9 protein-coding genes are annotated in these 13,725 nt (G+C 65.2%); 7 read left to right on the top strand and 2 right to left on the bottom strand.

The genetic code is table 11. The annotated features are described in order from the left end of the window. Window positions 1–140: 140 nt before the first annotated feature. The 6 genes from kdpB (at window position 141) to R2N11_RS09090 (ending at window position 10,377) form a co-directional block, all read left to right on the top strand. Window positions 141–2,216 (top strand): potassium-transporting ATPase subunit KdpB, encoded by a 2,076-nt coding sequence (gene kdpB, locus R2N11_RS09115; protein ID WP_430715431.1) that lies wholly within the window; start codon window positions 141–143, stop codon window positions 2,214–2,216. A gap of 25 nt (window positions 2,217–2,241) precedes the next feature. Continuing rightward, on the top strand, window positions 2,242–2,856 hold the full coding sequence (gene kdpC / locus R2N11_RS09110; protein ID WP_316680859.1) for a potassium-transporting ATPase subunit KdpC: 615 nt from the start codon (window positions 2,242–2,244) through the stop codon (window positions 2,854–2,856). A gap of 550 nt (window positions 2,857–3,406) precedes the next feature. Beyond that, window positions 3,407–6,262, top strand: coding sequence for a DUF4118 domain-containing protein (locus tag R2N11_RS09105; RefSeq protein ID WP_316680858.1), 2,856 nt, complete (start codon window positions 3,407–3,409; stop codon window positions 6,260–6,262). Between the two features lie 191 nt (window positions 6,263–6,453). Continuing rightward, window positions 6,454–7,272: a MetQ/NlpA family ABC transporter substrate-binding protein gene (locus R2N11_RS09100; protein ID WP_199028724.1), complete on the top strand. Its 819-nt coding sequence runs from the start codon at window positions 6,454–6,456 to the stop codon at window positions 7,270–7,272. 925 nt (window positions 7,273–8,197) lie between these two features. Beyond that, the gene (locus R2N11_RS09095; RefSeq protein WP_199028792.1) at window positions 8,198–9,412 is read left to right on the top strand and encodes an EAL domain-containing response regulator; all 1,215 of its coding nucleotides are present in this window, start codon (window positions 8,198–8,200) and stop codon (window positions 9,410–9,412) included. A 317-nt stretch (window positions 9,413–9,729) separates the two neighbouring features. Beyond that, a complete protein-coding gene (locus R2N11_RS09090; RefSeq protein WP_199028723.1) occupies window positions 9,730–10,377 on the top strand; it encodes a response regulator in 648 nt (215 codons plus the stop codon). Window positions 10,378–10,387: 10 nt separating this feature from the next. Here R2N11_RS09090 and R2N11_RS09085 read toward each other — a convergent pair whose 3' ends face one another. Together R2N11_RS09085 and R2N11_RS09080 are read right to left on the bottom strand one after the other, a co-directional pair. Continuing rightward, a complete protein-coding gene (locus R2N11_RS09085) occupies window positions 10,388–11,176 on the bottom strand; it encodes an MIP/aquaporin family protein (RefSeq protein WP_316680857.1) in 789 nt (262 codons plus the stop codon). Window positions 11,177–11,296: 120 nt separating this feature from the next. Next, window positions 11,297–12,763, bottom strand: a complete 1,467-nt coding sequence (locus tag R2N11_RS09080) for an MFS transporter (RefSeq protein WP_316680856.1) — start codon at window positions 12,761–12,763, stop codon at window positions 11,297–11,299. Window positions 12,764–12,887: 124 nt separating this feature from the next. On the opposite strand from R2N11_RS09080, the gene R2N11_RS09075 reads away from it, so the two are divergent. Beyond that, on the top strand, window positions 12,888–13,721 hold the full coding sequence (locus R2N11_RS09075) for a helix-turn-helix transcriptional regulator (protein ID WP_199032545.1): 834 nt from the start codon (window positions 12,888–12,890) through the stop codon (window positions 13,719–13,721). The last annotated feature ends 4 nt before the right edge of the window (window positions 13,722–13,725 follow it).

The following is a 13,725-nucleotide window of genomic DNA, read 5'->3' as shown; positions in this document are numbered from 1 at the left end:
GCCTTATGGCTATCCGTTATCCAGAATCTGAACCGGCTGTGCGCACGGTCAAACACAAGCTTGAGCCGAGCGCCGATACGCAGCCGCAGGGTCGCAGCACGTCGCATACGCTGTCCGCCAAGGAGGTGCGCAAGCTGTCGATGTTCTCGTCGGCGCTGGTCAAGCCGGCCATTGTCGATAGCTTCCGCAAGCTCTCGCCGCGTGCGCAGGCCAAGAACCCGGTGATGTTTGTCGTCTACGTCGGCAGCATCCTCACCACCATCCTGTGGATCATGGCGCTGCGCGGCCAGGCCGAAGCCCCGGCGGGCTTCATCCTGGCGGTGTCGGTGTGGCTGTGGTTCACGGTGTTGTTTGCCAACTTTGCTGAAGCACTGGCCGAGGGCCGCAGCAAGCAGCAGGCTGCATCGCTGCGCGGCATCAAGACCACGGTGCAGGCCAAGGTGTTGGCCGATGCACGCCGCCGTGACCGTGTGGAGGCCCGCGCCGCCACCGCGCTGCGCCGCGACGACATCGTCCTCATCGAAGCCGGCGACATGGTCCCGGGTGATGGCGAGGTGATCGAAGGCGTGGCCTCGGTGGATGAAAGCGCCATCACAGGCGAATCCGCTCCGGTCATCCGTGAATCGGGCGGTGACTTCTCGTCGGTGACGGGTGGCACGCGCGTGCTGTCGGACTGGATCATCGTGCGCATCACCGCCAACCCGGGCGAGAGCTTCCTGGATCGGATGATCTCGATGGTGGAAGGCGCCAAGCGCCAGAAGACCCCCAACGAGCTGGCGCTGACCATTCTGCTGGTGAGCCTGACCATCATCCTGATGCTGGCGACTGTCACGCTGCTGCCGTACTCGCTGTTCTCGGTGGAAGCCATGAAGGCCGGCAGCCCCATCACGATTACCGTGCTGGTGGCGTTGCTGGTGTGCCTGATCCCGACCACCATCGGCGGGTTGCTGTCGGCCATTGGCGTGGCAGGCATGAGCCGCATGATGCAGGCCAACGTGATCGCCACGTCGGGCCGCGCGGTGGAAGCCGCCGGTGATGTGGATGTGCTGCTGCTCGACAAGACCGGCACGATCACGCACGGCAACCGTCAGGCATCGCGTTTCATTCCCGCACCCGGCGTGACTGCCAAGCAGCTGGCCGAAGCGGCATGGCTGTCGTCGCTGGCCGATGAAACGCCGGAAGGCCGCAGCATCGTCACGCTGGCCCGCAACTTGGGTGAGGCGGCCATCGATGAGGCCGCGCTTTCCAAGACGCAGCCGGTGTACGTTGCCTTCTCGGCGCAAACGCGCATGAGCGGTATCAACCTCAGTTCTCACACCCCGCAGAACGGCGAGGCGCGCCAGATCCGCAAGGGCGCCGCCGATGCCATCCGCACGCATGTGACGCTGCTGGCCGGCAAGTTTCCGGAAGCTGTGTCCACCGCTGTGGATGACGTGGCGCGCCAAGGCGGTACGCCGCTGGTGGTGTCCGACAACGAGCGTGTGCTCGGCGTGGTGGAGCTGAAGGACATCGTCAAGGCCGGCATTCGCGAGCGCTTTGCCGAGCTGCGCCAGATGGGCATCAAGACGGTGATGATCACCGGCGACAACCGCCTGACCGCAGCGTCCATCGCCGCAGAAGCCGGTGTCGACGACTTCATCGCCGAGGCCACGCCCGAGACCAAGCTCGCGCTCATCCGCGAACACCAGGCACAAGGCCGCCTTGTCGCCATGACGGGTGACGGCACCAACGATGCCCCCGCCCTTGCGCAAGCCGACGTGGCCGTCGCCATGAACAGCGGCACGCAGGCCGCCAAGGAGGCCGGCAACATGGTCGACCTGGATTCCAGCCCGACCAAGCTGATCCAGATTGTCGAGATCGGCAAGCAGATGCTGATGACGCGCGGCTCGCTGACCACGTTCTCGATCGCCAACGATGTGGCGAAGTACTTCGCCATCATCCCGGCCGCGTTTGCGACCACGTATCCGCAGTTGGCCGCACTGAACGTGATGCATCTGGCGACGCCGGCATCGGCCGTGATGAGTGCGGTGATCTTCAACGCGCTGATCATCGTGTTCCTGATCCCGCTGGCGCTCAAGGGCGTGAAGTACCGCGCGCTGGGGGCAGCCTCGCTGCTGCGCCGCAACCTCTTGATCTACGGCCTGGGCGGCCTGCTGCTGCCCTTCCCGGGCATCAAGATCATCGACATGTTCCTGGCCGCAATGGGCTGGGTCTAAGGACTAAGGAACGAAGGAGAACTTCATGGCAACCACGACACAACCTGTGCAGCCCGACGTGCCGCAGCAAGGTGGGCTGCTGCGCGCGGCGCTGGTGGTCTTCGTTGGCCTGTCGCTGATTACCGGGGTACTGTATCCGGTGGTGGTGACGGGCATCGGCAAGGGACTGTTTCCGGCGCAGGCCGGTGGTTCGATCATCGAGCGCAACGGCAAGCCCGTGGGCTCGTCGCTGATCGGGCAGAACTTTGATACGCCGCAGTATTTCTGGGGGCGCATCTCGGCCACCTCGCCCAACCCGTATAACGCGCAGGCTTCGGGCGGTTCCAACCTCGGCCCGAGCAACCCGGCGCTGACGGATGCGGCCAAGGCGCGGATTGCGGCGCTTAAGGAAGCGGACCCGACCAACACCGCACCGATCCCGGCTGACCTCGTGACGGCCTCGGGCAGCGGCCTGGACCCGCACATCAGCCCGGCGGCTGCGGCGTACCAAGTGGAGCGCGTGGCGAAGGCGCGCAATATGCCGGTCGAGACGGTTCGGAAGGTGGTGGCTGAGAACACCAAGGGGCCGATCCTTGGCGTGTTTGGCGAAGCGACGGTCAATGTACTGGAGCTCAACCTGGCGCTGGACGATTTGAAGTGAGCGTTTTTTGAGTCGGGCGCCGGTGGTACGTCCCCTATTTCGTGCCCTGCCGGGCCCGACTCACTTTCTTTGTCTTGCCAAAGAAAGTAAGCAAAGAAAGGCGCGCCCGAGATGGCGACACCCCCTTGGATTTTTGTCGCGGGAAGGGAGGGGAGGCAAACTCGGCCTAAAGGCCTCAGACAAGCCTCCCCTCTTTTTCCTTCCCCCAACAAAAATCCAAGGCGCCATCAAGGGCATGAACGGCCAAACCGTTGGTTCACAAGCGGCAACGCAAGTGGACCAACGGTTTGGTTTTTGTCTTTTGACGTTCCTGCCCTATGCGGCGCCTTGAATTTCTGTTGCAAGGAGGAAAAAGAGGGGAGGCTTGTTTGAGCGAAGCGAGTTTGCCTCCGCTCCCTCCTTGCGACATAAATTCAAGGAGTCTTTCGCCGCATCGGGCGCGCCTTTCTTTGCTTACTTTCTTTGGCAAGACAAAGAAAGTGAGTCAGCCCCGGCAGGGGATGAAACAAGGGATGGACCACCAGCAAAAAAACCACCGAAAATACAAAGCATGACGGTCGATCAACGCCCCAATCCCGACACCCTCCTGGCCGAACTCCAATCCGACCAGGAGCACGCCTCCCGCGGCAAGCTGCGCATCTACTTCGGCGCCTCCGCAGGTGTCGGGAAGACGTACGCCATGCTCTCCGCAGCCAAGGCTGCCCGCGCCCAGGGCATCGACGTCATCATCGGCCTGGTCGAAACTCACGGCCGTGCCGAAACTGCCGCGCTGGTTGCTGATCTCGAACACCTCCCCACCCGCCAGATTGAATACAAGGGCCGCGCCCTCCCCGAGTTCGACCTCGACGCCGCGCTGGCGCGCAAGCCCGCCCTGATCCTTGTCGACGAACTCGCCCACTCCAATGTGGCCGGCTCTCGCCACCCCAAGCGCTGGCAGGACATTGAAGACCTGCTCGCCGCCGGCATCGACGTGTGGACCACTGTCAACGTCCAGCACCTCGACAGCCTGAACGAGGCGGTTGGCAGCATCACCGGCATCCGCGTCTGGGAAACCGTGCCCGACGCCGTGTTCGACAGTGCCAACGAGGTGATCCTCGTCGACCTCCCCGCCGATGAGCTGTTACGCCGTCTGGCCGAGGGCAAGGTCTACATGCCCGAGCAGGCGCAGCACGCGGCACGCAACTTCTTCCGCAAGGGCAACCTCATCGCCCTGCGCGAACTCGCCCTGCGCCGCACCGCCGACCGCGTGGACGACGACGTGCAGGCCTACCGCCGCGCGCGCCGTATCGAAAACGTCTGGCGCACGCGCGAGACCATCGTCGCGTGCCTGGACCCACAGGGCGATGGCGAGCAGGTGATCCGCAGCGCCGCGCGCCTGGCTGCCCAGCTCGAATGCGATTGGCATGCCGTGGCGGTGGTGATGCCGCATCTGCGCGCCGCGGATAGTCGTTCCGAGCGCCTGCACGCACTGCTCAAGCTGGCCGAAGATGCGGGCGCGAAGGTGGAGACGCTGGCCGGCACCAACGCGATCGAGGCCATCACCGGCTACATCCGCCGCCACAACATCACCAAGGCGGTGATCGGACGGCCGCCGGAGAAGCGCTGGCGCTCGCCGCGTGCAGTGGTCGTGGCGTTGCGGCTGGCTATCGGGCTGGAGCGCCGCTTGCCCAGCGGCGACTTTGCCGAGTCGCTCGCGCGGCATTGCCCGGAGGTGGATGTGATTCGCGCGGCGGCCGATCCGGCGCGTATCCAGCTCACGCCCAAGGCGGCTGCGTTCGGGCGCGTTGATGTCCGCACCGAGGTTGAGCGTGCGGCGGATGCCCAGCCCGGCTGGCTGACACCGGGTTATCTGGCCGCAGCGGTGTACGTGGGGATTGCCACGGCGCTCTCCAGCCTCGTGCGCCCGGTGTTCGACCTGGCCAACATCGTCATGCTGTTCCTGGCCGCCGTGGTGGCGGTGGCGATGCGCCACGGGCGCGGGCCGGCGGCGCTGGCATCGGTGCTGTCGGTGGCGCTGTTCGACTTCTTTTTCGTGCCGCCACGCTGGTCGTTCGCCGTGAGTGACGTGCAGTACCTGTTGACCTTCGGTGTGATGTTGGCGGTGGGTTTGCTGGTCGGCCAGCTCACCGCGGGCCTGCGTGAACAGGCCGAGGTGGCCGTGCAGCGTGAGGCCGCCGCGCGTGCGCTGTACGAGGCGGCGCGTGAACTGTCCGCCGCGCTCACCCTGGACCAGATCGTCAGCATTGGCGGGCGCTTCGTCAACGCGACGTTTGGCGGGCGCTGTGCCTTCTTCTTCGTCGGGCTGGATGGCCGGCTGGGTGCACCACAGATCGCCAAGCCGGAGGGTGCCGCTGCAATGTCCGAGGGGGGCAATGCGGCGCAGAATTCGGCACCCTCAGGCATGCCCAACCTCGATCGCGTGCTGGCCGATTGGACGTATCAACATGGCCAGCCCGCCGGCACCGGCACCCACACGCTGCCGTCGGGCTCGGTGCTCTATCTGCCGTTGAAGGCGCCGATGGCGATTCGCGGCGTGCTGGCTGTGGAGCCCGAAGCTTTCCAGGTGCTGGCCCAGCCCGACAACCGCCGTCAGATTGACGCCTGCGCCACGCTCGTCGCCATTGCCATCGAGCGTGTGCACTATGTGGAGATCGCCCAGGACGCGCTGGTGCGCATTGAATCGGAGCGGTTGCGCAATTCGCTGCTGGCGGCGGTGTCGCATGATTTGCGCACGCCGCTGACCGGGTTGGTGGGGATGGCCGAGACGCTTTCGCGCCCACAGCCCAATCAGCCACCGCTTTCGCCGCTGCAGGCGGAAGCCGCCGCTGCCATCGGCCAGCAGGCGCAGCGCATGCGCACGATGGTCACCAACCTGCTCGACATGGCCCGCCTGCAGAACCGCGAGGTCAAGCTGCGGCTGGAGTGGCAGTCGATTGAAGAACTGATCGGCGCGGCACTGCAGACCATTCCCCTGCCCGATCACCGCGTGGTGGTGGACGACATGGCCGACCTGCCGCTGGTGCGCTGCGACGGCCCGCTCATGGAGCGGGTGCTGTCCAACCTGCTGGAGAACGCCGGCAAGTTTGCGCCGGCCGGCACCGAGGTGCATATCTCTGCGGCGATCGTGCAAGACGAAAAGCGCGGCCAGGAACTGCGCCTGCACGTGCGCGATCATGGCCCCGGCGTGCCCGCCGGCAGCGAGCGGATCATCTTCGAGAAGTTCACACGCGGTGAGAAGGAGTCCGCCACCACCGGCGTTGGCCTGGGCCTGGCCGTGTGCGAAGCCATCGTCAGCGCACACAACGGACGCATCTGGGTCGAGAAGCCCGCCGATGGCGGCGCGTGCTTCGTCGTCGCCCTGCCCGCCGCCGAGCCGCCGCCCGTGGAAGTGGACGAGACCGAGTAGGCCAGCGACGACCTCACTGCCCGCCGCAAACCGGCATGGTGCCTGGCTTTGCACCGTCGCCCGGCATATCGACATGCCGAAAATATCGTTCGGCCGTCGGCGTCTCTATGACAGGATCACGTCACACACCGCCCGCTACCCGCGGGCGGCTTTCGTTCACGTATCCACGACAAAATCCACGAGGTTTCTCCATGTCTCTGTTCTCCCGCCTTGCGCGCGTGGCCGTACCGGCCATTGCATTTGCCGCCGCTGCCACCGTTTCTGCTGCAGCTAACGCCGACACCAAGCAGATCAAGCTCGGCACCATGAGCGGCCCCGATGCGCAAATCTGGGAAGTCGTGCAGAAGGTCGCCAAAAAGGACGGCCTGGACGTCAAGATCATCGAGTTCAACGACTACGCCCAGCCCAACCCCGCGCTCGACGCCGGTGACCTGGACGCCAACGGCTTTCAGCACCAGCCCTTCCTCGACAGCCAGATCAAGGCGCGTAACTACAAGATCGTCAACGTGGGCCTGACCTACGTGGCACCGATGGGCTTCTACTCGAAGAAGGTCAAGTCGTTTGCCGAGCTCAAGGAGGGCGCGAAGGTCGGTATCCAGAACGACCCGTCCAACGGCAACCGTGCCCTGCTGCTCCTGCAGAAGGCCGGCGTGATCAAGCTCAAGGCCGGTGCCGGCACGAACGGCAACAACGCCACCCCGCGCGACGTGGTCGAGAACCCGAAGAAGATCAAGCTGATCGAGCTGGATTCGGCCCAACTGCCGCGCTCGCTGGATGATCTGGACGTCGCTTCCATCAACACCGATTACGCGGTCAAGAACAACCTGTCGCCCACCAAGGACGCGATTGCGCTGGAAGACCGCCAAGGCCCGTACGCCAACCTGATCGCCGTGCGGGAGAAAGACAAGAACCAGCCGTGGGTGAAGACGCTGGTGCACGCCTACCAGTCGGAAGAGGTGCGCAAGTTCATCGATACGCAGTTCAAGGGGGCGATCTTGCCGGCGTTTTAATCGATACGCTCTGAGTGAGCGGATACTTTCTGGCTTGAACTAGAAGTCATTGGCGGCGCGCCGTGGGAAGGCTGAATTCCCACAGCGCGCCGCGTCGTTTGTTGCGCCGCGTCATCTTGTGACAGATGCAATCGTTTTCGCCACCCGTGGCGCCCTCACAACGCTTGTGGCCGCTTTGTGGCATTACGTAGTTCTACGTTATTGCAACGCAGCAAATGATTCGCTATAGTGGGGACTGTCTCCTCCACCCTCCTTGGTGGATTGTGGCCCGAGCACCTGGTGCTCGGGCTTTTTTCTTTGGCGCGTCCGATTGCTGTTCCTCACGGCCGCCTTGCCTCCTGGCCGATTCCGGCTACGCTCATTTTCTGCCCCCAAACCTCTGGGCGTTGCCCGATCGCAACGAGCACTTTTTTCAATCACGTGCTTTAAGCCGCCACTCCAGCGCAAGAGCCGCGTGTCGGACAGCGCCAGTGAAAGCGTCGCCTGAGTCACGCCAACGTCTCGAACGTGTGCGCAACCACGCGCTTTTTGCTTCTAACATCGCGAAACAGCGTCAGCTTTTGTCCTACAAGCGATTCGGCGGCATCCGGACAGTCCGATGGAGACCCCTCCACTAAACTTCACCTTGCTCTCTCTTTAGAGAGCACTCCCCCCCTTTTGAGCCCGCCCCTGTTGCGGGCTTCATTTTTTTAGGGCACGATTTCTGACATCCCGACACCGTCGACACCGGATGTCGGAAGCTCAAAAGGTTGGGGGAATCGCTCAAGGCCCGCGCAGTTGAAAAGCTGCGCGGGCTTTGTTTTTCTGGCGTCGCCGCCTGACAAGGGGCGCGCGCAGTGCTTCAATGACGGCACGCAGCGGATGCCGCACGGCGCAAAACGGGATGCGCCCTCCGCCCCATACCTACAACAAGAAGGACTGGTCGATGGAAGGTTTCGCACAACTCGCCGTGCTGGTGGTGGACGACCACCCCGTGCAACGTGCCGCTGCAAGGCAGCTGCTCCACACGCTGGGCGTGCAGCAGATCCTCACCGCCTGCGATGGCCGCGAGGCGCTCTACCTGCTCCAGCTCTGCCCTGTCGACCTCGTGCTGTGTGACATCGACATGCCCGGCATGAACGGCCCGCAGTTGATGGAGCAGATGCTGTTGCGTGGCGGCCAGGTGTTCCCCCGGCAGGCACCGGTGTGGGCCTGGGTCAGCGCCATGGATGCGCCGATCGTCGAGTCGCACGTGAGCCTGGCCGATGCCATTGGCCTCACGCACACGCATGGCGTGCAGAAGCCGCTGCGCCCCGCGCACGTGCTGCCGTTGCTGGAGGAGGCCGCCGCACGTGAGCACAGTCCCGCGCCCGCTGCGCAGGTCAGCGCACCGCAGTTTTCCGACGATGAACTTGCCGCGCTCATTCACGAGACGCCCGAGCAGATCGAGGTGGTTCTGCAACCGCAGCACGATCTCGCCAGCGACCAGATTGTGGGCGCCGAGGCACTGTGCCGATGGATTCATCCGGTGCATGGGCGCGTGTCGCCTGCCGCATTTGTGCCGCGCCTGGAGGCGCTGGGGCTGGCCGATGGCCTGTTCTTCCATGTGCTGGAGCATTGCGTGCGCGTGCAGCACGCGCTGGCCGCGCACGGGCATCCGGTGCCGATTGGCGTGAATGCCTCTGCGCAAACGCTCAGCCGCCCAGGCACCATTGAGCGGGTCGAATCCATTGTGCGTGAGGCGCGCATTGCACCGGCCTCCATCAGCCTGGAGCTCACCGAAGATTCGCCGGTACCGGATGCGACGCAACTCACCATCGCGCTCAACCGCCTGCGCCTGCTTGGCCATCCGCTGGCCATCGATGACTTTGGCGTGGGCATTGCCACCCTCAAGCTGCTGGCGGACCTGCCCTTCACCATCCTCAAGGTCGACCGCTCGTTCACGGCCGCTGTCAACCAGACCAGCCAGCGCGGCGTGATCTGCCGCACCATGATCGAGCTGGCGCGCACGCTGCACCTGGAGTGCATCGCTGAAGGGGTGGAAACCGACGCGCAGCGCCAGACCTTGCGCGCGCTGGGCTGTGCAACTGGGCAGGGTTATCTGTGGGCGGCGCCGTTGTCGACCACGGCGTTTCTCGCGCACGTGCAGGCGGCCGCCTGATTGGCGTCGGCTTGGCTTGTGTTGCCGTCTCGTTCAGTTTCGTGCAGCCCTGATTGAAACGGCTTCTGCCCCGAAAGGTTACGGGGCATCGAAAGTAAGAAAAGTCTGATCCCATTGGGCATCGCGCGTGGGTATGGTTACCGGCACTCTTTTGCCGGCCCCCACATCCCATGACGGCTCCAATCTTTTCCGTTCTGCTGCGCCCGCAGATCGATCGCTTCTTCTTCGCTTCGCCGCGTCAATGCCGTACCCCGATCGACGGTGGGCTGCGGTGCGTTCAGGCGCCCGCGCAGCCAGCGCTTACCTGAGCGCGCGCCATGTCCCCATTCCTATCGATCGTGGCGGCAGACGATCATCCTGTAATCCTGATGGGGCTGACGGCCGCCATTGCGCAGTTTCCGCAGCAGCGCGTTGTTGCGCAGGCGCACGATGGGCATGAGTTGATGCAGGTACTCGACCATATCGACTGCGATGTCATCGTCACGGATTACCGCATGAACGGGGACCCGGCATTCGACGGCATGTCGTTGCTTGCACGCCTGCGCAAGCAACATCCGAAGCGGGCGATCGTGGTCTGCACCATGGTGCACAACCCGGCCCTGCTGCGCAGCATGCGGCAGCTTGGTGTGGCCGCCATCGTGAGCAAGAGCGATGACCTGGTCTACGTCGGCCACGCCATCGCGGCTGCTGCGCGTGGTGCGCACTACTACAGCCCCAGCATCCTGGAAGAGAGTGGTCTCAATCCCAACGTGCGCAGCGTTTTCGAGACCCTGAGCGCGCGTGAGCGGGAGGTTGTCCGCTTGTATGCCGGCGGGATGGCTGTGTCGGAAATTGCGCGCAAGCTCGGTTCGAGCGTCAAGACCGTCAGCACCCAGAAGACGGCCGCGCTGCGCAAGCTTGGCCTGGCGCGCGAGACCGATCTTTTCCAGTTTGCCCGCACCAACGGGCTATCCCTGATCCACTGAGCGTGGCGCGTCAGACCGTGCGGCGGCTGACCGGTAGCGGCAGGGGTTGTGCCGGCGTCTCGGCGGCGGGCGATGCCGTTGTGGTGTTGGCGCCCATCAGCCAACCAAACAACGGTGTCGCCACCAGCGCACCGACCAGTTGCGCCAGCATGTAGCCGGGCACATCACCGGGGCGGATGCCCGAGGGGCCGTCGGTCAGCGCGCAGGCCAGCGCCAGCGCAGGATTGGCCAACGAAGATGACGCGGTGAACCAATACCCGGCTGCGATGTAGGTGGCGACCACCAGCGGCAACTGCTTCGGCGCGTGACGGCCGCAGGCGATGCCCACCCCCATCAACCCGAACGTCGCCAATGCCTCGCTCCACCACAGCGCAGGGCCGGTTGCCACGTGGGTGCCCGCCGACAGCACCGGCATGCCGTACATCGCATGCGCTGCCATCACGCCGAGCACCGCGCCCATGGCCTGGGCGACCACATACGCCAGCGCGTCGCGCCAATGCAGGCGCCCCTGCACCAGCGTCGACAGCGTGACCGCGGGGTTCAGGTGTGCACCCGATACCGGCCCGAACGCCGTCAGCAACGCGCACAGCCCTGCCCCACCCGCCAGCGATTGCGCCAGCAGCGTCCACGTGGCATCGCCGCCGGAGAGCCGATTCGCGTGGATGCCCGTGCCAAGTACCACGGCGATCAGCAAAGCGGTGCCAAGCCCCTCCGCAACAAGGCGGCGGGCCAGGGAGATGGAAGGCGATGCGGCAGGCGCTGCCGCCGATGCGGGGCGAAGAGGAGAAACGGTGGCCATGCGGGAGCAGAAGGCAGACGATGCAAAGCGCATCGCGCGGGAGTTTGGGACTACCGCCTAGGCCGATCAATGCACTGTGGCGCGCTTGTGTCGCGCGCTACAGTATCGAATGGCGGGAACTCAGGCCGGGCTTGCTACACCGGCCACCGCCAGTTGCCGCTGTCGTGCTCCCAGACGCATGAAGCCCGTTGCCGCCGCGCCCAGCGCCACCAGCATCGCGATGCATCCGGCCATCGTGCCGTGAGTCATGCCAGTTGCGCTGCCATCGGCCGCAAAGGTGAAGTACAGCCCGCCGATGCATGCCACGCCCAGCGCGCCGGCCAGTTGCTGCGCCGTGATCAACAGCCCTGCTGCTGCGCCGGCCTGCGTACGTGGTACGCCAGTCAGTATCAGACCGATCAGCGGAACGATGACCAGCCCCTGCCCCGCGCCATGCAGGGCCAGGGCGATGCTGATGCGCGTCATGCTGGGCGTGGTCGGGTGCGCCCACGTCGTGCCGAAGCCCGACAGCAACACAAGTAGGCCCACCGCCATCAGGCCGAGGCCGCCCAGCAGCGAACGCATCCCATAGCGCCGCACCAGCGCATTGGCCACGCGCGAGGTGATGAGAAACGCAATGGCCAGCGGCAGAATGACAATGCCCATGCGCAGTGCCGACAGTTGGCGCCCGTTCTGCAGGTACAGCGTCAGCACCAGGAAGAACGCCATCATGCTGATGTAGTGCAGCCCAGATGCCGTCAGGCCCGTCATGAAGGCGCGATGTTGCAGCAGCGCCGGTGGCAGCAACGGCGTGCCACCCGCACGGTCGATGCGCGCCTCGAGCTGCTGGAACGTCGCCATGCCGAGCAGGCCGACAACGAGCAAGACCAGGCTCCACGCCGGCCAATGCAGTTCGCGGCCGAACAGCAGCGGCACGAGCACGGCCGCCACGCTGATGGCCATCCACGCCACGCCGGCCTTGTCGAGGTGGACCTCGGCGGCCGCCGCTGTCGGGCGCGGAATCCAGCGCCAGCCCAGTAGTGCCGCCACCAACCCCACCGGCAGGTTGACCAGGAATGCGGCGCGCCAGCCCAGCCCGGCGATGTCTGCACTGGTGAGTGCGCCACCCACCAGCAGCCCGGCCGCGCCGCCGGTGCCCATCACCAGCCCGAAGATCGACAGCGCGCGGTCGCGCTCCGCGCCGGTAAAGAGCGCCTGCACGCTTGCCAGCACCTGCGGCACCATCATCGCGGCAGAGAGGCCCTGCGCAAAGCGCCACGCAATGAGCGCCGCCGCACTGCCCGCCAGCCCGCAGCCGGCCGAGGTGGCAGTAAAGGCGATGAGGCCCAGCAGGAACACGCGACGGCGCCCGAACAGATCACCCAGGCGGCCGCCGGTGATGAGCAGAATCGCGTAGCCGAGCTGGTACACCGCCAGCACGGCTTCCAGTTGCGCGGGTGTGGCATGCAGGCTCGTGCGGATGCTCGGGATCGCCACATTGGCGATGAACGCATCGACGATGAACATGAATTGCGCTGTCACCATCACACCAAAGGCGAGCCATCGGCGTGGTTCTGACGTGGGAGAAGCAGAAGAAACGTGGGTCACGATGGGCTCCGGAAAGAGGGATGGACGCAGCGTAGGTGCCCGGGCCGATTCGATTCAGAGCTAGGATTAACCTAGGATTGCGTTGTCCCTCCCATCAACACGTGCCGTCGTATGTAATGCCGCCATGGACGATTTCACTGCTGATCTGGCCCCCATTCCCGCCGCACCCCGTAGTGAGCTGGGCGAGTTCCTGCGCAGCCGTCGCAGCCACCTGCGACCGCAGGATGTGGGGCTGCCCGAAGGCAGCGGGCGCCGCCGCACCGCCGGACTGCGCCGGGAGGAAGTCGCGCAGCTCGCCAACATCAGCATCGACTGGTATGTGCGCATCGAGCAGGGGCGCGATGTGCGGCCCTCGGTGGCGACCATCGAGGCGATCGGCCGGGCGTTGAAGCTTTCATCGGACGAGCGTGCGCACATGCGCGGTCTGGCGCGTGCGGAATCGGCCTTCCTGGGGGCGGCCGGACATGCATCGGCCGAAGTCGTGCCCGACGTCTTGCGCCGGGCCGTTGCCGGCATGGTCCTGCCTGCCCACGTGCGCAGCTACCGTACCGAACTGCTCTGCTGGAACGAGGCGACCACGCAGCTCTTCATGGATTTTGGCGCGATGCCGCCGGAAGACCGCAACTCGCTGGTCTACATGTTCTTGTACGCCAACGCGCGCGAGCGTTTTGTCGAGTGGGAGAGCGAGGCGCGCCGCATGCTGGCGAAGTTCCGGGCGGTGTACGACCCGCACGCGGATGACCCGGTGCTCGTGGCCCTGGTCGACCGCCTGCGCACCGACAGCCGCGAGTTTGACACCTGGTGGCGCCAGCACGAGGTGCGTGCCCAGCGTGCGGAACACAAGCTGATCCGCACGCCCGGCGGCAAGATCGTCCGCTACGACTACATCGGCCTGCCGGTGATGGAAGACCCGCGGCTGCGCATGGTGCTGTACGTGCCGGTGGAGGACGGAGCGTAGGTAC

This window comes from Ralstonia flaminis, from assembly GCF_958415495.1.
GTDB classification, from domain to species: domain Bacteria; phylum Pseudomonadota; class Gammaproteobacteria; order Burkholderiales; family Burkholderiaceae; genus Ralstonia; species Ralstonia flaminis.
Note: the sequence above shows the minus strand (reverse complement) of the source record. Positions and strands in the feature narration are given on the sequence as shown.

Coding starts and splice junctions, on each gene's coding strand:
- R2N11_RS09105 (WP_316680858.1), top strand. CDS start 3,407: ATGACGGTCGATCAACGCCCCAATCCCGACACCCTCCTGGCCGAACTC.
- R2N11_RS09095 (WP_199028792.1), top strand. CDS start 8,198: ATGGAAGGTTTCGCACAACTCGCCGTGCTGGTGGTGGACGACCACCCC.
- R2N11_RS09090 (WP_199028723.1), top strand. CDS start 9,730: ATGTCCCCATTCCTATCGATCGTGGCGGCAGACGATCATCCTGTAATC.
- R2N11_RS09085 (WP_316680857.1), bottom strand. CDS start 11,176: ATGGCCACCGTTTCTCCTCTTCGCCCCGCATCGGCGGCAGCGCCTGCC.
- R2N11_RS09075 (WP_199032545.1), top strand. CDS start 12,888: ATGGACGATTTCACTGCTGATCTGGCCCCCATTCCCGCCGCACCCCGT.
- kdpC (WP_316680859.1), top strand. CDS start 2,242: ATGGCAACCACGACACAACCTGTGCAGCCCGACGTGCCGCAGCAAGGT.
- kdpB (WP_430715431.1), top strand. CDS start 141: ATGTTCTCGTCGGCGCTGGTCAAGCCGGCCATTGTCGATAGCTTCCGC.
- R2N11_RS09100 (WP_199028724.1), top strand. CDS start 6,454: ATGTCTCTGTTCTCCCGCCTTGCGCGCGTGGCCGTACCGGCCATTGCA.